The sequence below is a fragment of the Idiomarina sp. genome (assembly GCF_048265525.1).
GTDB lineage: Bacteria > Pseudomonadota > Gammaproteobacteria > Enterobacterales > Alteromonadaceae > Idiomarina.
Genome location: NZ_JBLXBI010000003.1, coordinates 145,265 through 164,126, shown reverse-complemented (window position 1 = coordinate 164,126; position 18,862 = coordinate 145,265). Strand labels below are relative to the sequence as shown.

21 protein-coding genes are annotated in these 18,862 nt (G+C 47.6%); 7 read left to right on the top strand and 14 right to left on the bottom strand.

Annotated features, from left to right (window positions below; translation table 11 throughout):
• The first annotated feature begins 15 nt into the window (after window positions 1–15).
• Window positions 16–1,356, top strand: coding sequence for an ABC transporter substrate-binding protein (locus tag ACN0TF_RS08375; protein WP_417441557.1), 1,341 nt, complete (start codon window positions 16–18; stop codon window positions 1,354–1,356).
• On the opposite strand, the gene trmL is transcribed toward ACN0TF_RS08375, so the two are convergent.
• The gene (gene trmL / locus ACN0TF_RS08370) at window positions 1,340–1,804 is read right to left on the bottom strand and encodes a tRNA (uridine(34)/cytosine(34)/5-carboxymethylaminomethyluridine(34)-2'-O)-methyltransferase TrmL (RefSeq protein ID WP_011235655.1); all 465 of its coding nucleotides are present in this window, start codon (window positions 1,802–1,804) and stop codon (window positions 1,340–1,342) included. The genes ACN0TF_RS08375 and trmL overlap by 17 nt on opposite strands.
• A gap of 54 nt (window positions 1,805–1,858) precedes the next feature.
• Here trmL and ACN0TF_RS08365 point away from each other — a divergent pair, with 54 nt between their 5' ends.
• Window positions 1,859–2,788 carry a cation diffusion facilitator family transporter gene (locus ACN0TF_RS08365; protein ID WP_417441556.1) on the top strand — a complete coding sequence of 310 codons (930 nt, stop codon included), beginning with the start codon at window positions 1,859–1,861 and terminating at the stop codon, window positions 2,786–2,788.
• Here the strand turns inward: ACN0TF_RS08365 and ACN0TF_RS08360 are convergent.
• From ACN0TF_RS08360 to glnA, 6 genes are all read right to left on the bottom strand, one after another.
• Complete coding sequence (locus ACN0TF_RS08360; RefSeq protein WP_417441555.1) at window positions 2,778–3,782, bottom strand: lysophospholipase; 1,005 nt, start codon at window positions 3,780–3,782, stop codon at window positions 2,778–2,780. The genes ACN0TF_RS08365 and ACN0TF_RS08360 overlap by 11 nt on opposite strands.
• Complete coding sequence (locus ACN0TF_RS08355) at window positions 3,779–5,044, bottom strand: sensor histidine kinase (RefSeq protein WP_417441554.1); 1,266 nt, start codon at window positions 5,042–5,044, stop codon at window positions 3,779–3,781. The genes ACN0TF_RS08360 and ACN0TF_RS08355 overlap by 4 nt, the downstream gene beginning before the upstream one ends.
• 92 nt (window positions 5,045–5,136) lie before the next feature.
• The gene (locus ACN0TF_RS08350; RefSeq protein WP_011235659.1) at window positions 5,137–5,817 is read right to left on the bottom strand and encodes a response regulator transcription factor; all 681 of its coding nucleotides are present in this window, start codon (window positions 5,815–5,817) and stop codon (window positions 5,137–5,139) included.
• 89 nt (window positions 5,818–5,906) lie between these two features.
• Window positions 5,907–7,313 (bottom strand): nitrogen regulation protein NR(I), encoded by a 1,407-nt coding sequence (ntrC, locus tag ACN0TF_RS08345; protein ID WP_417441553.1) that lies wholly within the window; start codon window positions 7,311–7,313, stop codon window positions 5,907–5,909.
• Window positions 7,303–8,376 (bottom strand): nitrogen regulation protein NR(II), encoded by a 1,074-nt coding sequence (glnL, locus tag ACN0TF_RS08340; protein WP_417441552.1) that lies wholly within the window; start codon window positions 8,374–8,376, stop codon window positions 7,303–7,305. The genes ntrC and glnL overlap by 11 nt, the downstream gene beginning before the upstream one ends.
• Window positions 8,377–8,448: 72 nt before the next feature.
• Entirely contained in the window at window positions 8,449–9,858 is a 1,410-nt protein-coding gene (gene glnA / locus ACN0TF_RS08335) for a glutamate--ammonia ligase (protein WP_011235662.1), read from the bottom strand.
• Between the two features lie 311 nt (window positions 9,859–10,169).
• Here glnA and typA point away from each other — a divergent pair, with 311 nt between their 5' ends.
• Window positions 10,170–12,011, top strand: a complete 1,842-nt coding sequence (gene typA, locus ACN0TF_RS08330) for a translational GTPase TypA (protein ID WP_417441551.1) — start codon at window positions 10,170–10,172, stop codon at window positions 12,009–12,011.
• Between the two features lie 73 nt (window positions 12,012–12,084).
• Here typA and trhA read toward each other — a convergent pair whose 3' ends face one another.
• Both trhA and ACN0TF_RS08320 read right to left on the bottom strand, forming a co-directional pair.
• Window positions 12,085–12,750, bottom strand: a complete 666-nt coding sequence (gene trhA / locus ACN0TF_RS08325) for a PAQR family membrane homeostasis protein TrhA (protein WP_417441550.1) — start codon at window positions 12,748–12,750, stop codon at window positions 12,085–12,087.
• The gene (locus ACN0TF_RS08320) at window positions 12,747–13,028 is read right to left on the bottom strand and encodes a DUF3081 domain-containing protein (RefSeq protein WP_153850151.1); all 282 of its coding nucleotides are present in this window, start codon (window positions 13,026–13,028) and stop codon (window positions 12,747–12,749) included. Before ACN0TF_RS08320 ends, trhA begins: the two co-directional genes overlap by 4 nt.
• 180 nt (window positions 13,029–13,208) lie before the next feature.
• Here ACN0TF_RS08320 and ACN0TF_RS08315 point away from each other — a divergent pair, with 180 nt between their 5' ends.
• A complete protein-coding gene (locus ACN0TF_RS08315) occupies window positions 13,209–13,823 on the top strand; it encodes a TetR family transcriptional regulator (protein WP_417441549.1) in 615 nt (204 codons plus the stop codon).
• Here the strand turns inward: ACN0TF_RS08315 and ACN0TF_RS08310 are convergent.
• The 5 genes from ACN0TF_RS08310 to ACN0TF_RS08290 form a co-directional block, all read right to left on the bottom strand.
• On the bottom strand, window positions 13,820–14,320 hold the full coding sequence (locus tag ACN0TF_RS08310; RefSeq protein ID WP_417441548.1) for an MgtC/SapB family protein: 501 nt from the start codon (window positions 14,318–14,320) through the stop codon (window positions 13,820–13,822). The two genes, ACN0TF_RS08315 and ACN0TF_RS08310, sit on opposite strands and share 4 nt — an antisense overlap.
• A 3-nt stretch (window positions 14,321–14,323) precedes the next feature.
• The gene (locus ACN0TF_RS08305; RefSeq protein WP_417441547.1) at window positions 14,324–14,839 is read right to left on the bottom strand and encodes an NADPH-dependent FMN reductase; all 516 of its coding nucleotides are present in this window, start codon (window positions 14,837–14,839) and stop codon (window positions 14,324–14,326) included.
• A 15-nt stretch (window positions 14,840–14,854) separates the two neighbouring features.
• Window positions 14,855–15,502 (bottom strand): DUF2959 domain-containing protein, encoded by a 648-nt coding sequence (locus ACN0TF_RS08300; RefSeq protein ID WP_417441546.1) that lies wholly within the window; start codon window positions 15,500–15,502, stop codon window positions 14,855–14,857.
• Complete coding sequence (locus tag ACN0TF_RS08295) at window positions 15,499–15,738, bottom strand: YqaE/Pmp3 family membrane protein (protein WP_417441545.1); 240 nt, start codon at window positions 15,736–15,738, stop codon at window positions 15,499–15,501. Before ACN0TF_RS08295 ends, ACN0TF_RS08300 begins: the two co-directional genes overlap by 4 nt.
• Before the next feature lie 69 nt (window positions 15,739–15,807).
• Window positions 15,808–16,530 carry an SDR family NAD(P)-dependent oxidoreductase gene (locus ACN0TF_RS08290; RefSeq protein ID WP_417441544.1) on the bottom strand — a complete coding sequence of 241 codons (723 nt, stop codon included), beginning with the start codon at window positions 16,528–16,530 and terminating at the stop codon, window positions 15,808–15,810.
• Window positions 16,531–16,599: 69 nt separating this feature from the next.
• Between ACN0TF_RS08290 and ACN0TF_RS08285 the strand changes: the two genes are divergently transcribed.
• The 3 genes from ACN0TF_RS08285 to ACN0TF_RS08275 are packed head-to-tail and all read left to right on the top strand — an operon-like array spanning window position 16,600 to window position 18,855.
• Entirely contained in the window at window positions 16,600–17,454 is an 855-nt protein-coding gene (locus ACN0TF_RS08285) for a virulence factor BrkB family protein (protein ID WP_153850156.1), read from the top strand.
• A 55-nt stretch (window positions 17,455–17,509) separates the two neighbouring features.
• The gene (dtd, locus tag ACN0TF_RS08280) at window positions 17,510–17,947 is read left to right on the top strand and encodes a D-aminoacyl-tRNA deacylase (protein ID WP_153850157.1); all 438 of its coding nucleotides are present in this window, start codon (window positions 17,510–17,512) and stop codon (window positions 17,945–17,947) included.
• A gap of 5 nt (window positions 17,948–17,952) precedes the next feature.
• The gene (locus tag ACN0TF_RS08275; RefSeq protein WP_417441543.1) at window positions 17,953–18,855 is read left to right on the top strand and encodes a YiiD C-terminal domain-containing protein; all 903 of its coding nucleotides are present in this window, start codon (window positions 17,953–17,955) and stop codon (window positions 18,853–18,855) included.
• Window positions 18,856–18,862 lie beyond the last annotated feature (7 nt).

Below are 18,862 nucleotides of genomic sequence, written 5' to 3'. Positions count from 1 at the left end.
ATCACACGCGTTGTTATGAAGTCACCGTTACGTTTTTGCTTTCTGTTACTGCTCGCGGGTCTGCTCCCGATGACTAGTCTTGCTTTCTCAGAGCAGAAACTGACCTTCCGTGCACCCGAGAAAGGGCCCTTTACGCAATATGTAACAGCGGTGCTTGAAGAGGCTTATGAAAAACTCGATATTGAACTCGAGTACATAGAGCTTCCCCGCTTACGAGGTGAGCAGTTAGCTACTGAAGGCACAATTGCTGGAGAACTGGGCAGAACCGCGCTACTTGAAGATAAGCGTCGACACCTCCGCAGGGTGCCTTTTCCATTATTCACTTTCGATATTATTGCGGTGGCCGATCGTCGCAATTGTGGTTACTGCCCATTGTCAGAAATGGAAAGTCTGGCCTACGTTAACGGTATGGACTCAATTACTAAAGTTGTCAAAAACCTGCCTTACGAACCATCCATTGTCACCCCTATCAATATTGAACAGGTGGTAAAATTACTTGATTCGGGGCGCATTCAAATGGCATTTATGGGGGATTTTCAATTTGAAAATTCAGAGCTGAGAGATAACCCTCATTTAATTACTCATAAGTTATCGACAGAGGTTGGTTTTCATTATCTGAACGAGGATCATGCCAGGCTTATCCCCCAACTGACTTATCATCTGCAAACTATGCGTGACAACGGCCGGATGAAAGCACTACGCGAGCAGTATGGTGTCACCCTGGAAACACCAGTACAGCCCGTAAAGCGTCCTGACGAACTGACCGTTGTCGGGGCTATACATCAGGGTTTACTGAATGCCGACGGCACGGGCAAATTATGGAATTTGGCTAAATCCGTATTTCCGACTTTTACCTCCCGGCTCAATACGGTTGTCAGCAGTTGGCAGCGAAGTATTCAATTACTACAGGAAGGCCGTGCAGATGCGTTAATCGGTGTTCGTCCTGATCAGAAAATAAAAAATATCATTCTGTCTAAATATCATATTGGCTACGACGACAGCATTTTTCTTTTCACCCTTGAACAACCGAATGATGGTCCTATTTGTGTATCCGGCCCTCGCTTCATGCAAAACTTAGTGGATACCGACCGACCCTTTTACCGGGCCTCGAATTCACTGGACTGCTTTGCACTGCTGGATATGGAAAGGGTCAGTGCGGTAATAGACTACAAGGACAACCTGCCTGACTGGACCGAAAAGCCCTACAAGAAACAGAAGCTGTCGGGACCACAACCTTTATTCATGGCCTTTCTCGACAACAACAGAGGCCGTGCACTTCGTCAACTATTTGATAACACGCTGTTCGAACAGACAATTGAAAAAAGGGCTAAACAGCAAATTAACGAGCGCCTGTAAAATCGTTCTGGCGCCAGGCTTCATAAGCAAAAATAGCCACTGAATTGGATAAATTCAGGCTTCGGCTGGTGTCCGCCATTGGCAACCGCAACCAGTTCTCTTGTGGAAAAGTTTCCAGGACCTCCATTGGCAGCCCGCGAGTTTCAGGGCCAAACAACAAAACATCGCCGGCCTCATAAGCCACTGCAGAGTAATTTGTCTTACCTTTGGTTGTGCACGCAAAAATGCGGTTAAACGAGGTACTATTCAGAAAGCTCTGCCAGTCTTTATGGATATTTACAGAAGCTAAATCGTGATAATCAAGACCCGCCCGACGTACTTTTTTTTCATCCAGCTCAAACCCTAAGGGCTCAATTAAATGCAAGGACATGCCCGTGTTCGCCGCCAAACGAATAACGTTGCCGGTATTAGGGGGAATTTCAGGCTCAAACAGTACAAGGTGCAACATGGTCGTTTTCATCACTTGGGTAAAAGCGGTAGAATAGCAGAATATCTTTTATAAATGTGTACCGGTACTGTGGCAAATCAGAAAAACTACCAACAGAATTATGCTTTTTGGGTACGACTGGCTAGTACAGCGTCGGTTATCGTTGCCATAATCCTAATTACCATTAAGCTTTTTGCCTGGTTCCAGACAGAATCAGCCAGTATGCTGGCATCTCTCACCGATTCAATTTTAGACAGCGGCGCTTCCATATTCAGCTTTTTTGCGATTCGCTACGCTTTGCAACCAGCAGATGAAGAGCATCGATTCGGTCACGGTAAAGCCGAATCCCTGGCGGCGTTAGCGCAAAGCGCCTTTATTTCCGGTTCCAGCATGCTGCTTATTTTTCACAGCGTTCAACAGTTTATGCAGGGCGGCAGTGTGCCTAAAGTGGGTTACGGTATCGCGGTTTCTGCCATTGCTATTGTCATTACCTTTGTTTTAATTGTTATACAGCGTATGGCTATTCGTCATACCAACTCTCAGGCCGTGCAGGCCGATAATCTTCACTATCAGTCGGACATACTGCTGAACTTAGCCGTTATTGTGGCGTTAATTTTAAGTAGCTATGGCTGGCTCTGGGCTGACAGTATTTTTGCCATGGGCATTGCGGTTTACCTCATTATTGGCGCAGTTCGTATTGGCTGGGACGCCTTTCAGGCACTGATGGATCGTGAGTTGTCAGAAGAGCTGCAAGAGCAGATTGGTAATATCACAATGGCGGTAAACGGCGTTAGAGGCTTTCACGGTCTACGCACACGGGAGGCCGGGCCGGTACGCTTTATTCAGTTGCACATTGAGCTGGCCAACGAGTTGTCTCTATTACGGGCACACGCCATTGCCGATGATGTTGAAGCGCAGCTAATGAAAGCTTTTCCGGGAGCCGATATTATTGTCCACATGGACCCTGAAATTGTCGCCGTCGTGGAAGGTTCACTTAAGCGTTAACAAGTTTCCGGGTCTCTTCAATAAGAGCGTCCAGCACAGGTTGACGAAACTTGTCTGTTTCCATCATCAACTCGTGCGACGCACCTTTAATGGTCTTAAACCGAAAGTGATCACCGGTAACCGCAGCAGCTACTTTCTTTTGTCCTGAAGCGGAAACTACTTTGTCATTCCCAGCCTGAAACAGAATGACCGGAATGGTGATGTCATTTGCCAGCTTCTGCGCGTTGATAGCGGCACTGATGGCCTCATACAGCCAGTTAAATGTGGGCCCGCCTAGCTGAACATCCGAAACATTGTCGTAAACATCCCGAAATGCCTTATATCGCTGTTGGCTGTGCGTCAGAACGTTATCTTCAAAAGGCACCGGCTTGTAATTTCCCATACCGAGAAAGTACCAGGGTTTTGCCAGCCATTGGTTTAGCCAGGCTCCAGCAAAAACTATCCAACGCGCCAACCGATAAGGAACTATTCCTGTTTCTATGGAGAACATAGGAGCGGAGAGTATCAACTTTTTATAAGGGTGCTGGTAAGTGGCACAGTAAATGGTCGCTATTGTTCCGCCCATCGAATGAGAGAACAGCATTTTAGGTACATCGCCAAATCGTGCCATTAACAGGTCAGTAAAGTCTGAAAAGTCACGTACAAAGTCGTTAAAGCTCTCGACATGCCCCTGATGAGGGTTCGCCGTCAAACGCCCCGACAACCCCTGCCCACGGTGATCCAGTGCGGCAACGGAAAAGCCTTGCTGCGCCAGCTCCCAAAACAGTTCCTGATACTTAAGCGCCGATTCTATTCGCCCCGGAGCAATAACCACTAAGGGTGCGGAATCACTATGTCGGTAATAAGCAAAGTGTAATTTGATACCATCAAATGCAGTAAAATACTCAGAGGTAACTTGTTGTTCCCAAAAGACTTCGACTTGAGTGTTAAAAAACTCAAGCCATTCAGGCGTGTCGTCCGCAGGGCGTTGTTGTGTAGTAGGCGGTTGCTTCATTCTTTCTGTTCAGGCTGACTTTTAGGTAAGTCTAACACGACTTCAAGTCCCCCTTCAGAGTGATTATGAGCTTTTAATTCGCCACCCAGAACAGCCGCCGCGCGATGACTCAGGGCTAAACCAAGACCAACGCCGGCTTTATGATGTCGCGCTGGGTCGCCGCGATAAAAGGGCACAAAAAGTTTACTTATGGTGCTTTCATCAACCCCCGGGCCATGGTCCCGAATACGTATATGACAGCCTTTACCGTAATCGTCACAAGAAAGCTCTACATTATCATCAGTGTAGTGCAGCGCATTACGGACAATATTCTCGAGAACCAGCCGCAGCAACTCAGGGTCGGTATCAATAACCGGCCAGTTACTGCCGTGACGCAACAGGCGCTCCCGTACTTCGGGATGCTGATAACACATATCGTTAATAAGCTGCTGCGCCAGTTCACCACTATCCAGACTTTCATGGTTCAGATCAACCAGTCCATTCTCCAGTCTCGACAGCGACAGAATACGTTCAATAATCACACTGAGACGTTCAGTATCGCGTCGCAGTTGCTGCCAATTGGAGTCGTTCTCGTCGCAATCGGCTAAATCCAGAGCAACTTGCATACGCGCCATAGGAGAGCGTAACTCATGTGATACATCGCTGAGTAAGCGCCGTTGTGCGTCGCGCGAGGTTGCTAAGTCAATTGCACCCTGCGATAAAGCTCTTGCCAGTTCGCCAATTTCATCGCCGCGTTTAGGTAAGCGTTTAAGTTCTGGTGTCGCACTGCCGTCAGCCACTTCACGCATTGCTAAGATCATTCGTCGTATAGGACGAATAAGCCAAATACCCAACAAGACCGCAAGTAAACCACTCCCGACCAGCAAAGTCAGTATGCGCGCACGAGTCGACTCAGCTTCCAGTTGCTCACGGTCAACCTGCTCCTCAATGCCTAATGGCTTAGTCACCAGAATTTTATTGCCGTCGAGCTCGAACGGACCCATTAGCAAACGTTCATCCAGAGGAATTTGCTGAGGTGAATCCTGACCCAGCATACGCAATAGTGTGGAGCCATGGCTCACGCGCAGCATCTCGTCCATTAACAGCTTCTCGCTGCCCTGCACCGATAACTGAGCAGCAACACGGTAGTCACCGGCAATAAGCCGGCCGGGTTGTAACGAGTGAAAGGTTAGGGCATCGCTCAATAAAGGCTGTAACGTCTGATAAATCTCCGAGTTCAGTGGTTTAAGTTCAGCTTTGGGTTTATTCCAAACTGCTAACAAATAACCACTGGCCGCCGTGACCGAAAGCAGCGCCCAGAAAATGAAAAGTAATCTCAGAGCAAGCGATCGGTACCACCGCGTACGCCGGTTTTTCATAAGCTTGCAATCAGTCGGTAGCCGCGACCTCGTATGGTTTGAATACGATCAGGTTTTGCCGGGAATTTCTTCCGGATGTTACTAATATGCACATCCAGACTGCGGTCAAAAGGCTCCATTTTTCGTCCCAGTGCCGCAACCGACAGCTGATCCTTGCTAACCATTTGACCGGCCTGCTGCATCAGGCAACGCAAAATATCAAATTCGGTTGGGGTCAGTATCAGTTCTGCGTCATCGCATTTCACTTCGGTGGTCGCCGGATCCAGCACGATGCCGCAAACATTCAGGCTTTCATTCTGCATGGTCGTGTTTGGCGTGCGACGCAGCAGAGCTCTTACACGGGCAATCAGTTCGCGTGGGTTGAAAGGTTTTGGCAGATAATCATCTGCACCAAGCTCCAGCCCCATAACTCTGTCGTCATCGTCACCACGAGCCGTCAGCATTAGTACGGCGGTATCTCGGTGTTGTTGGCGCAATCGTTGCAAAAGCTGCATACCATCAATACCGGGTAACATTACGTCCAGCAAAATAAGTTCGTAGTCACCGTTAAGTGCTTTATCAAGACCAGTGACACCATCTTCAGCGACACTTAAATCCACAGATTCACGTTTAAACAATTCTGTCAGCATGACAGACATTTCAGTATCATCGTCAATGAGTAGTACGGAATGTCTCATAACTTGTTGTTCTCTCCAGAAATAAATCCATGATCCAAAATGCCGGGGGTGGATACGACCCTCTTTACATAACTTTTACTTTACACTTTTTATTTTAGCAGAGTTTTCAATTTTCGCGTTAAAGTGTTCCTTCCCCAACCCAGCCATGCGGCTGCTTTTTGTTTGTGTCCGGAGAAGCGTTTTAACGCAGTCTGTAACGCAATCTGCTCCAGCTGCTGCTGGTAACTTTGCAGAACATCCTGCGAGTTTAACGGTTGCTGCTCCAGCTCGGTTTGCAACGAGTGTAACCAGGTCAGTTCACCCTTTTGCTTCGCCGGAACAGGTTCTGAGGTCACCAAAATGTCTTCAGGCAGGTCGCGGGGGCTAATTTGTTGCCCGGGCGCCATAACTGTTAACCAACGACAAGTATTCTCCAACTGCCGGACATTGCCGGGCCAGTTGTAGTCCTTAAGTGTGCTAAGCGTTTCATTTAACAACGATTTTGGTGTGACATTCAACTCTTCGGCCGATTTTTTAAGAAAGTGTCTGGCCAGAGTATCAATATCTTCTGCTCGTTCACGCAGAGGCGGCAGTCGCAGCCGGATAACGTTAAGACGATGATAAAGGTCATCCCGGAATGTGCCCTGGTTAACTAAGTGTTCCAGCTCCCGGTGGGTTGCAGCAATGACACGCACATCCACTTTTACCGGTTGCAGCGCTCCCACCGGATAAAATTGCCCTTCGGCCAGAACACGCAGTAGCCGGGTCTGAACTGGTAACGGCATATCACCAATTTCATCCAGAAACAAAGTACCACCGTCAGCTTGCTGAAACCGCCCGACGCGTTTCCGGTCGGCTCCGGTAAAGGCTCCTCGCTCATGCCCGAACAGTTCCGACTCAATTAAATCGGCGGGTATTGCTGCCATGTTAAGCGCAATAAAAGGTTTATCCGCCCGTGGGCTGTGTTTATGCAGAGCTCGCGCGACAACTTCTTTGCCGGTACCGGTTTCTCCGGTAAGCAGCACACTAACGCTGGAGCCCGACAAGCGACCGATAGCACGAAACACATCCTGCATAGGCGTGGCTTCACCAATAAGCTCGGGAACTGAATTTGCGTCTATTTGCGCGGGCGCATTTTCACTTTGTCTGGCATGCTGCAGAGCACGGTCAACGGCGGTAATAGCTTCATCAATGTCAAAGGGCTTTGCCAGATACTCAAATGCGCCGCCCTGAAACGCTTTTACCGTTGTCTCGAGATCGGAATGCGCGGTCATAACCACAACAGGCAAATGCGCTTCGGTCTGATGCAACCGCTCCAGTACCGCGAGGCCGTTTTCTCCCGGCATACGGATATCGGTGAGCACAACGGTTGGTTTATCGCTCTTTAAAGCTGTGAAAAAGTCTTCGCCATTGGCAAAACTGCGCACGTGATAACGGCTATCGGCAAAGGCTTTTTCCAGTACCCAGCGAATCGAGTCGTCATCATCAATTATCCATAACTGAGCATTAGTGGTCATCCGTCACCTCATTACCATTTTCTGCAGAAAGATAAGGCAGATACACTGAAAACCGAGTTTTTCCGGGGCTGGAATCAAAATCAATTTTCCCTTTATGCTGATGCACCAAGTTTTGTGCCAGTGACAAGCCGAGCCCGGTTCCTTCGGCACGACCGCTTATCAACGGATAAAACAGGGTATCGCGCAGCTCTGCCGGAATACCGGGTCCATTATCGGTCAAAGTAACCACTGCACATTGCCGATAGCGCTGTCCAAACAGAGTCAATTGATGCTCTACCCGGGTTTTAATTGTAATAGTGCCTTCGCCGGACATCGCTTGTGCTGCATTTTGGGCTATGTTCAAAAATACCTGTTCACAAGCTTCCGCAACCACCTGAATATCCGGCAGTGACGGGTCGTAATCCCGGATCAAATGTAGCGAGTCGCCATATTCGTACACCAAAGTTCTGGCAACTCTTTCCAACACCTCATGAATATTGGTTTCTTTCGACTCGCCCCTTTTTACTGGCCCAAGTAACCTGTCGACCAAATACCTTAACCGGTCCGACTGGCTAATAATCAAATCCGTATACTCTGTCAGGCTCTCGTCCGGAAGCTGCCGCGCTAGTAACTGCGCTGCGCCGCGTAAACCACCCAAAGGGTTCTTTATTTCATGCGCCATACCACGCAGTAAGTGCTGGGTAGCGAATAGCTGATTACGCTGTTGGTCTTCCTGATTTATTCGCCGCAACTGGTCTACTTGTTTTAATTCCAGTAGCAAAGCACGCCCAAAAGATTGCTCTACTGTCTGAATGCTGGTTTCCACCCGAATATTGTGCCCGGAATGCAGCGCGAACTGAGCTTCCGCATTCAGCACTGTTTGCTCGCTATTCAGACACTCCATCAGCGTTTCTGACGCCAGCGAACATTGGTAAAAAGCCGCAGTGAAGGGTTCGCCCAACAAGCGTTTTGCACTGTGATCGAGCAAGGATTCAGCAGACGAATTGACGTAACGGATGGTCAGGCGATCATCGAGGATGAGTATGCCTGTGAGTAATTGGTTAAGTAGCGCGCTATCGTTCACGAAGGCAGGATAAATTACGCACCAAGTTGGTGCAACCGGGTAAGGCAAGACACCTTACCCGGCCAGTGACCATTAAACGCTGTAGTACATATCGAATTCTACCGGGTGGGTAGTCTTCTTCAATGTTTCTACTTCGTTGTACTTAAGATCGATGTAGGCATCAATCATGTCGTCGTCCATAACGCCGCCTTGCTTCAGGAAGTCGCGATCTTTATCCAACGCGTCCAGAGCCATTTCCAGTGAGTGACAAACGGTCGGAATGTCTTTCGCTTCTTCAGGAGGCAGATTGTATAAATCCTTGTCCATGGCATCGCCAGGGTGGATCTTGTTACGGATACCGTCAAGACCAGCCATTAACAATGCAGTAAAGGCCAGGTATGGGTTCGCACTTGGGTCAGGGAAGCGCACTTCAATACGGCGACCTTTCGCGCTGGAAACTAATGGAATACGGATAGAAGCCGAACGGTTACGGGCAGAATAAGCCAGCATGACCGGTGCTTCAAAGCCAGGAACCAGCCGCTTGTACGAGTTAGTAGAGGCGTTCGCAAAAGCGTTAATGGCACGTGCGTGCTTAATAATACCGCCAATATAGAACAGCGCGGTTTCGCTCAAACCTGCATACTGGTCGCCGGCAAATAAGTTTTCGCCGCCTTTGTTCAGTGACATATGCACGTGCATACCAGAGCCGTTATCACCAACCAGTGGCTTCGGCATAAAGGTTGCGGTCATACCATAAGAGTGTGCGACGTTGTGCACCACATACTTATAAACCTGCAGTTCATCAGCTTTCTTAGTCAGAGTATTAAAGCGTGTAGCCACTTCGTTCTGACCTGCTGTCGCTACTTCGTGGTGATGGGCTTCAACAACCATACCCATGTCTTCCATTACTAAGCTCATGGTGCCACGAATGTCGTGCGCTGAGTCTACCGGAGGCACCGGGAAGTAACCGCCTTTTACACCAGGACGGTGAGCCAGGTTACCTTCTGAATATTCACGGCCTGAGTTCCACTTCGCTTCTTCCGCGTCAATCTTGTAGAACGAACCACTCATGTCTGTGTGGAAACGTACGTCGTTAAACAGGAAGAACTCAGGTTCCGGACCGAAGTAAGCGTCGTCTGCAATGCCTGATGAACGCAGGAAGTCTTCCGCGCGCTTCGCAATTGAACGAGGGTCACGGCTGTAGCCTTGCATAGTTTCCGGCTCAAGAATGTCACAGCGTACATTCAATGTGACTTCATCAGTAAAGGGGTCAATCACCGCAGACTCGTTGTCTGGCATCAGTACCATGTCTGATTCGTTAATGCCTTTCCAGCCGGAAATAGATGAACCATCAAACATTTTACCTTCTTCAAAGAAGTCTTCATCGATTTGCGACACCGGAATAGTGACGTGTTGCTCTTTACCTTTAGTATCGGTAAAGCGTAAATCGACGAATTTTACGTCGTGTTCTTTGATGGTATCGAAAATCTTATTAGCTGACATGTTGTCCTCCGTAGACAGCGTCTAAAAATACAGCTTGAGTATAGCAAAGCCTGTGCCAACTGACTTTTTTGTTTATATTCATAAAGTTAGTTTATTTAGCACTATATTGCACAAATTAATATGCACCAGTATAGCGCATAATGCACAATATTGGTGCGGAAGTGAGGTTTTAGAATAACGTCATAAAAATATAACGAACAAAAAACAATCAGGCCTTTCTTAATTCAACTCAAAAAGGTAGAATACGCCGCTATTTTTCATAAAACCCCTTGCCCGGGGTTCCATTCCCGGACAACTACAGGCAGTTCTTAATGACAATTCAGGTATTTGATATAGAAAAACTACGCAACATCGCGATCATCGCCCACGTTGACCATGGTAAAACCACGCTAGTCGACAAGTTGTTGCAACAATCTGGCACTTTAGAAAGCCGCGGCGAAATAGAAGACCGTATTATGGATTCCAACGATCTTGAAAAAGAACGTGGTATTACTATCCTCGCCAAAAACACAGCGGTTAACTGGCAAGATTACCGCATCAACATTCTGGACACACCAGGCCACGCCGATTTCGGTGGCGAAGTTGAACGCGTACTTTCTATGGCAGACTCGGTATTGTTAGTGGTTGATGCCGTTGACGGTCCTATGCCTCAAACTCGATTTGTTACGCAGAAAGCCTTCTCTCATGGTTTGAACCCTATTCTTGTTATTAACAAAGTTGACCGTCCTGGCGCACGCCCTGACTGGGTAATGGATCAGGTATTCGACTTATTTGATAACCTGGGCGCTACTGACGAACAGCTGGACTTTCCGGTAGTTTACGCATCAGCGCTTAACGGCTGGGCATCATTAGACATAGAAGATCAAGACGGCGACATGACGCCACTGTTCGAAACTATCGTTAGCAAGGTAAGCCATCCCGATGCTGACCCTGAAAGCGACCTGCAAATGCAGGTGTCACAGCTTGACTACTCAAGCTACTTAGGCGTTATTGGTATTGGTCGTGTTACCCGCGGTAGCGTGAAAGTTAACCAGCAAGTGACTATTGTTGGTGCCGACGGCAAAGAACGTAACGGCAAAATTGGGAAAGTCTTTAGCTACTTAGGTCTTGATCGCATTGAAGCGGACAAAGCTGCAGCAGGCGACATCTGCGCCATTACCGGTCTGGGCGAGCTAAAAATCTCCGACACCGTGTGTGCAGTTGGTAAAGCTGAAGCTATGAAGCCACTGACAGTTGACGAGCCAACAGTAACTATGACCTTCCAGGTCAACACCTCACCTTTCGCAGGTAAAGAAGGTAAATTTGTTACTTCTCGTCAAATTCTTGAACGTTTGCAACAAGAGTTAGTTCATAACGTAGCATTACGCGTTGAAGAGACTGACAACCCGGATCGTTTCCGCGTATCAGGTCGTGGTGAGCTGCACTTAGGTGTTCTTATCGAAAACATGCGCCGTGAAGGCTTCGAGTTAGCCGTTTCTCGTCCGGAAGTTATTATCAAGTACGAAGATGGTCAAAAACTGGAACCTTACGAAACCATGACGGTTGATATTGAAGAGCAGCATCAGGGCGCCGTTATGGAAAAATTAGGTACGCGTAAAGCTGAAATGACCAACATGACACCAGACGGTAAAGGTCGTGTTCGCGTTGACTTTGAAGTACCAAGCCGTGGTTTGATTGGCTTCCAGACAGAATTCATGACACTGACTTCAGGTACTGGCCTTATGTACCATACGTTTGACCACTACGGTCCGCACAAAGGCGGAACCATCGGTCAGCGTAGTAACGGTGTACTGATTTCAAATGCTCAGGGTAAAGCTCTGACTTACTCACTGTTTAACCTGCAGGAACGCGGTAAGTTATTTGCATCACACGGTGATGAAGTTTATGAAGGCCAGATAATCGGTATTCATAACCGTTCAAATGACCTGACAGTAAACTGCCTGAAAGGTAAGCAGTTAACCAACGTTCGTGCATCTGGTACTGATGAAGCGCAAACGCTGAGCACGCCAATTCGTTTAACGCTGGAACAGGCGCTTGAGTTTATCAACGATGATGAGCTGGTCGAAGTGACACCAGAGTCTATTCGTATTCGTAAACGCGCACTGACAGAAAACGATCGTAAACGTTTAGGTCGTGAGCCGAAAAACGGTTAATAGACGACGGAGTCTATAATCAAGAAGCCCGCTACATCAGCGGGCTTTTTTATGTCTGAAATTCAGCTAAAAGCTAACCGGCGCTGAGCAATTCCGGTTGCGGCAGCACGAAATAGAAAATCGAAAAAAAGTGGAAAACACTACCAGCCAGCACAAATAGATGCCAGATAGCATGGTGATAAGGCAACGACTTCCACACATAAAAAATAACGCCTAGCGTATAAGCTAAACCACCGGCAACGAGCAGCATTAATCCACCACTGTCAACGTTATCAATCATCGGTTTAATGGCAATTAATGCCATCCAGCCCATTCCCAGATATAAGCTAAGCGATAACCATTTTATACGCTTTTTCATACCCAGTTCGAGGATCACCCCCAATAAAGCAATACCCCAAGCAACGCCTAATAAAGTCCAGCCCCAGGCACCGCGCAAATTGATTAGCGCGAAGGGTGTATATGTGCCGGCAATCAAAACATAGATAGCGGCATGATCCATCTGTTGGAACACCGCTTTCATTCTCGGCCACGGGAAAGCGTGATAAAGCGTTGAGGCAGTATAAAGCAGGATAAGGCTGGCACCATAGATACTCGCAGCAACAACATGCCAGGCATCACCATAGGCGGCAGCCCAGACCAACATGAAAACTAAGGCAACTATGCTCAAAACGGCACCAATGCCATGAGTTAACGCATGAGCCACCTCTTCCTTTACAGTGTAAGCTTTATCCAGGCTCATCCTCTCTCTAGCCCCGGCGTTTCATAGCCTTTGCTGATGTTCTTAAGAGCCCGTATAAATTGGTCGTACTGTCTCTCGTTGTCGTATTTTAGGTTGTACGAATTATGAAACTGCAGGGTGAGCGTAACCCCATGCCCTTCCAGAAAGACCGTATAACCGTCGTGGTCGGTATAAGCTTCTATACCGTCTAAATAATGGCGACCCTGACGAGCTTCACCATGAGTGTGTATCTTTTCGTACGCATCCAACATCAGTTTGTTATCAAGTTCGTTTTTCATCACACACCTCAGCGTTTTTTAACTAAATGTATACCCTTATTATTAGGGTCGAATGTCCATTCGACAACCGCTTTTCCCTATTTGTTTTAAAATCCTTGTATCAGAATATACATACATAGGTGCATGATTACGCAAAAGCCGTTATAATAATGAACGGATGTTAAGAAATAGGAGCCCGAAATGGTTCGACGCACAAAAGAAGACGCAATGGAGACCCGCGCCAAGTTGTTAGATGCTGCTGAAGCTTTATTCAGCGAAAAAGGTGTGACTCAAACGTCGATGATGCAAGTGGCGGAGAAAGCAGGCGTTACTCGCGGTGCAATTTACCATCATTTTGAGAATAAAATGGACTTGATTGAGTCTCTCATGGGGCGCGTTAAGCTGCCATTTGATGAAATGCGGGAACAAGTTGCTGAAGGCTCCGAATTTGATCCATTAATTGAAGTCAAAGAACGCTCTAAAGAGTTTATTCGCCGTGTTCAGGACGACGATCAGGTACGCTCCTTAGCTAGTATTCTTTTACACAAATGTGAATACATTGACGAAGTAAACCCTATCAAACTAAGACATATAAGCGGCCGCAACGAGTGTATTTGCGACGTCGAAAAGCTTTTTGAAACTGCGGTAAAAAGGAATGAACTTGCGCCGACAGTCCACTCACGCGTAGCGGTTATTGGTTTGTTCTCTCTGGTCGACGGCCTTATTTACAACTGGCTACTCGCGCCTGATTACTTTCCTCTAGTTGAGTATGGCAACCAGGCTATCGATAGTTACATTAATGGCTTAAAACGTTAAGGCTCATTGCTGTCACCGCGGCTACGGCGCCAGCCACTGTATTTCCGATGTACGCCGCGGGTCAAAGACTGAAAAGTGTCCTCTAGTAAATCAACACCCAGCAGTACACCGACAATAACCAGCGATAACACAATACTAACCCCGTACATACCAAGGCCTACCGCAATGCCAATTGCTGCCAGAGCCCAGATAGTCGCTGCGGAAGTCACGCCAACCACAACTCCGTCTCGCGCCAGCATAACGCCAGCGCCAAGAAAACCGATACCGGTAATAATTTGACCAATAACTCGTGACGGATCGCCACCCTGATTAACAACCGACGAGCCACCAACTAAAAACAGGTAGGTTCCCAAGATGATGAGTGCCGCAGTTCTTATACCAACCGGCTTCCCCCTAATTTGTCGCTCCAGCCCCACAATGGCACCACATAGCAGTGCGGTGCCTATACCATTCCATGAGTAAGGACCTAACTCCTGAACAACTTGCCAGTCAATCACTAACTAGCCCTCTCCTTGTTCTAAAAATTGTTTCAGGAAACTCTCATCCATTGCTGCAATAGCGTCATCGCTGGCCTTAGGACAGCTTGCGCACAGAGGTGCGGTCCAAGCCTGAACATTGGCAAGAATATCGCGTAAATGACTTACGGCTCGCAAGCCGCCTAAACCACCGGGTGAAGCCGCAGCCAGTAACACGGTTTTACCAGCCCAGGCCTGACTATCAAGTCGTGACACCCAGTCAATTGCATTTTTTATCAGCGGCGACACCGACGAATTATACTCCGGGCTCACCAAAACAACTTTCGATGCTGACTGAATCTTTTCGCCTAAACTTTTCATCGACTCAGGCACTCCGTCGGCGGCTTCTAAGTCACCATGGTAAATCGGCGCGTCCAGTGCATCAGCATCAACCAGTTCATAGCGAATACCATGTTTATCAGCCACTTCGGCTAAACGGTGTTTCAGTTTGGTATTAAGCGAATCCTTACGGCGGCTACCACCAATAAATAAAACGGTCATATTATCTCCTGCTCATTAAGATTGAGAGTCTTTCATAGCTTCAATAAAGCGGTTCGACTCGGTTACGGCCGCTTCCATATCTTTTATTAATACGGAAATATCGCTTTGCAGATTACTGAATTCACCACGAATGGCATCAATCGCCTTGGCGTTCAGGTTATGCTTAAGATAAAGCACGTTATCCTGCATTTTATCCAGCACCGGCTGCATCTTGTCTGCTGCACGTTCCATAACCCTAAGCAGTTCAGCATAGCGACGCTCGGTTTCGCGCAACTGTCGTTCACTTTCACGACGCATGTTGTCGTTACTGTATTCACCCAGCTCATCGCTCCACTCGTCGAATAAGTCATTAGCCACTTCATCAACTTCCTCTATACGGCTACGAACTTTCTCTGCTGCAGATTTACTGTCTTCGTAATCATCAAGCAATGCATTGTATTGCTTTTCCAGCTTACCACCATCAATATTTAACATGGCGTCCAGCCGCTCTAACGCTGAGCGAAACTCTTCCTGAGCATCGGTTTGCGAATCGCGCGCATCGTCTACTCTATCGACCAGAATATCGCGCTTCTCGACGCCAAGTTTTTCCATAGTGCCGTAGTAAGCACTTTGACATGCTGACAGCATGAAGACCGCTACCAACGGCAATGTCCATTTTCTCATTTGTCACCTCGTGCAGCTTTAATGATACGTTCGTCGCGTTTGTCCCGATGATAACCATGCACCGCAATAATGGCGTGAAGAATAGCGATAATGTAAAGAGCGCCCAGAGCACCAAGCGAAACAATAAAAAGCACCACGCCGACAATGGCGATAATTGCATTGAATATCGCCTGAAAGATTTTACCGGTAAGTAAAATTGCGACGGGTGGCAGTAAAATGGCTAAAATATATAACATCGTGTTCTCCTTGCACTTAACATGCCTCTTACCAATTAAGAGACATTCCTTTAAAAAAAGCAAACTAAATCAGTAAGGTAAACGGCTACCGTCCCAGTGCCATAACGCTCCGGTATTTTCCGGTTTTAAGTTTTTCACAACAGCCACAATCCGCTCTGCAGAGAGTTCAGGTGAATACAGTTTGTCGGCGGATATTCGCTCCTGGAAAGGTTCCGACAAACGGGTATCCGTTGTGCCCGGGTGTATTGCTGCCACCGTCAGGCTTTTATGAGTGCGCCTCAACTCAATTGAAGCTGTTTTCAATAGCATGTTTAACCCCGCCTTGCTTGAGCGGTAGGCATACCAGCCACCTAAATAGTTATCCTCAATACTGCCGACTTTCGCTGACAACTGTACCCAAAAGCGGGTTTTCTTTCTGTCAAGAATTGGCAAAAAGGCCTTAAGCGCCAGCATGGGTTTCACAGCGTTAACGGAAAATAACTTATTCAAATTGTCTGCCGTTATATCGGTCAGTTTTTTCTCCGGAAACGTTTCTTCGTCATGCAACATGCCTATAGTTGAGATAACGCCGCTTAGCTGTTCACCACTATTTTTAAACTCACGAACCCAGGCACCAAGCGTTTTCTCATCATAGTCTTCTACTTGGCAATACGTTACATCTTTCGACTCTGGCTCCGACACCTCAGGCTGCCGCGACAACGCGAATATCGTTTCACTGGGGTATTGCTTAAGTAACTCCAGAGTAATTGCCCGGCCTAATCCACCGCCGGCACCTAATACCACCATTGCCATTTGCACGACTCTCTATCATGATAGTTATTACTTCCCTACGTGAATAAAACTGGATTAGCTCAATACACCATGAAGCAAATTGAATGGAAATCGTATTTCAACCACACCTTAGGCTTTCTAAAGTACTTTGGGCAAAGGTTTAACAGCGACAATACCAATATTACCGCAGGCCACCTGACCTACGTCAGTATGCTGTCGTTGGTGCCTCTGTTAGTCGTTATGTTTACGGTTTTTTCAGCTTTCCCTATGTTTGAAGAATTGCAGGAAAACCTGGAACAGGCAATATTTGCTAACTTACTCCCTACCTCGGGTGAACAACTGGAGGAGTATCTTAACGAGTTTGTGACTAATGCCTCCAAGATGACAGCAATTGGTGTCGGTTTCCTGTTTATTGTCGCCATTATGCTCATGTCGGCCATTGATAAGGCGCTGAATAATATCTGGCGGGATTCAAGCAAACGCCATTGGTTGGTCTCTTTTGCTGTTTACTGGATGCTGCTTACATTGGGCCCGGTTCTGATCGGCTCAGGGCTCGCCGCAACCTCATACTTTATTTCACTCAGTCAGTTCGCCGACGAATACGTATCCGGCGTGCAAAATTTTGTTCTTTGGTTTGTTCCAGTTATCACTTCTTTTGTGTTCTTTGTGTTGATGTATCAGCTGGTACCAAATCGCCAGGTTAAGTTTCGTTATGCGGCCTTTGGTGCGGTTATTGCGGCGCTTCTGTTCGAACTGAGTAAGCAGTTATTCTCCCTGTACATTACTTTTTTCCCGACTTATCAGGCTATCTATGGCGCACTGGCGACCATCCCAATTCTTATCGTATGGATTTACCTGTCCTGGTTAATCGTACTTATTGGTGCCGTTTTAACTGTGAGTTTAGAGGAATACCAGTTACAGCAAGCTGAGCCGAAGTCTGATTGACCTGTTCAGAGTTTTCACCGACCATAGCCGTTCTGTTTTTGAAAGGTATGTACTCATGATCGGACTCATTCAGCGCGTTAGCCGTGCCAAAGTCACTGTTGCCGATGAACTGATCGGTTCTATCGGGCCGGGGCTGTTAATCTTATTAGGTGTAGAACACAAGGACGACGAAGCCAGTGCTGCCAAGTTAGCTCAGCGCATAGCCAATTATCGCGTATTTAGTGACGCTGAAGATAAAATGAATAATAGTGTTATCGATGCGCAGGGTGGCGTTTTGGTGGTTTCTCAATTCACGTTAGCGGCCGATACTCGTAAAGGTCGACGTCCCAGCTTTTCTTCAGCGGCAACGCCCGACCAGGCACAGCATTTATATCAGGTTTTTTGTGAACAAATGTCGGCGCAAGGCTTGCCGGTAGAAACCGGACGTTTTGCAGCAGATATGCAGGTTGAGCTCGTCAATGACGGCCCGGTCACATTTGAATTGAAGGTGTAACACCTATGTATCGCGTTATTACTCCGGAAACAGACGAACAACTCGAACGTTATTACTACCTTCGTTGGCGGGTTCTTCGCGAGCCTTTTCAACGACCTTTAGGCTCGGAACAAGACGAGTACGATCAGGTTGGCCATCACCGAATGGTGGTAAATGAAGCAGAGGAAGCCGTTGCGGTTGGCCGCCTTCACTTTAACAGCCCGGAAGAGGCTCAAATACGTTTTATGGCGGTAGCTCCTGAGTTCCGGGGTGAAGGGCATGGGGTCGCTATTATCTACGCTCTTGAGCTTGCTGCGCGCAAAGAAGGCGCAACACATGTCGTGATCAACTCACGCGACAACACCATTGGCTTTTATAAGAAATGTGGTTACGACGTAGCGGAAGAAGCCGATACCGTAAATAACCCCATGGCAGAACATCATCTACGTAAGTCTTTCACTGAGTATAACCGCATTATTTATCGGCCTGAGTGGTGTACCGAACTACAGAAAACCTGGCAGGAAGACATTCCTATTTCCGATGCCATGGGCATTAAAATCCATCAATATACTGGTCGTGTCTTCGAAACCCGCGCAGTACTCTCGCGGAACATTAACGTACACGGCACCATGTTTGCCGGCAGCATTTACTCACTGGGTACTTTAACCTGCTGGGGATTGCTACATTTACAGCTGTTAGAGCGGGAACTGGAAGGAGCCGTGGTGTTAGGCGATGGTAACATTCATTACCACAAGCCGGTTACCCAGGAACCTCGGGCAATAGCTCGTTTAAGCGACGTTACCGGTGACTTTTCCGCGTTAAAACAAGGGAAAAATGCGCGTTTAACGATTAAAGCTCAGATACTGGATGAAGAGCAGCCGGTAGCAGAATTTACCGGCCGCTTTGTGGTTCTGGCTAAACGGGACTAGCCCGCAG